1 protein-coding gene is annotated in these 842 nt (G+C 41.3%); it reads left to right on the top strand.

Annotation, left to right across the window (positions count from 1 at the left end; all coding sequences use genetic code 11):
- A partial coding sequence (locus I6F50_RS20145) for an IS4 family transposase (RefSeq protein ID WP_197177155.1) occupies window positions 1–842 on the top strand: 842 nt, incomplete at both ends.

Below are 842 nucleotides of genomic sequence, written 5' to 3'. Positions count from 1 at the left end.
ACACGCCTGATAATCGTAAAGCCTTCTCTTCTGGTAGCAACCAATACGGTGATACAGCCTTTCCTCAAATACGCATGGTCTGTCATATGGAATTGACCAGCCATCAACTGCTCAGTAGCGAGTTTGATAACTATAAAACCAACGAGATGAAATTAGCTGAGCGTTTAATTGAACGTACACCAGATAATTCACTGACTATGTTTGATAAAGGATATTATTCTTTAGGCCTGTTAAATCGTTGGCACCAAACTGGGAAGATGAGGCACTGGCTGATACCAGCAAGGCCCGACTTACAGTATGAAATCATCTCCAGCGCGGGTAAAAATGACCATATCATTGAATTGAAAACAACAAAGCATGCACAAAAAAACTTTCCCGATGTTCCTGAAACGATTAAAGCGAGATTAATCAGTAAAACAATAAAGGGCAAAAGCTACCGTATATTAACCTCGATGACGGATAGATTGCGTTATCCAGGTAATGAAATTGTTGAATTATATTGTCATCGTTGGGAGATAGAGCTTGGGTTTAGAGAAATCAAACAAACCATGCTTGATAGCGCATACCATTTAAGAAGCAAGCGTCCAGACATGGTGCGTCAGGAGCTATGGGGCGTGTTACTCGCCTATAATTTAATACGAAGAATAATGACGATGGCGGCGACAGTTACAGGGATATGGCCTAACCAGCTTAGTTTCTCTAGCAGTTCGATGGCTGTCATTCAGTATTTCTCGTCAGTATCTATAATGAGTCCAGGGAACATTCCAATACACTGGCAGCACTTACTCAATACACTGGTCTTATTTAAGCTTCCAGCTAGACGAGAGGATAGAAGATATCCC

This window comes from Pseudoalteromonas sp. NZS127_1, from assembly GCF_015864295.1.
GTDB classification, from domain to species: domain Bacteria; phylum Pseudomonadota; class Gammaproteobacteria; order Enterobacterales; family Alteromonadaceae; genus Pseudoalteromonas; species Pseudoalteromonas arctica.
Note: the sequence above shows the minus strand (reverse complement) of the source record. Positions and strands in the feature narration are given on the sequence as shown.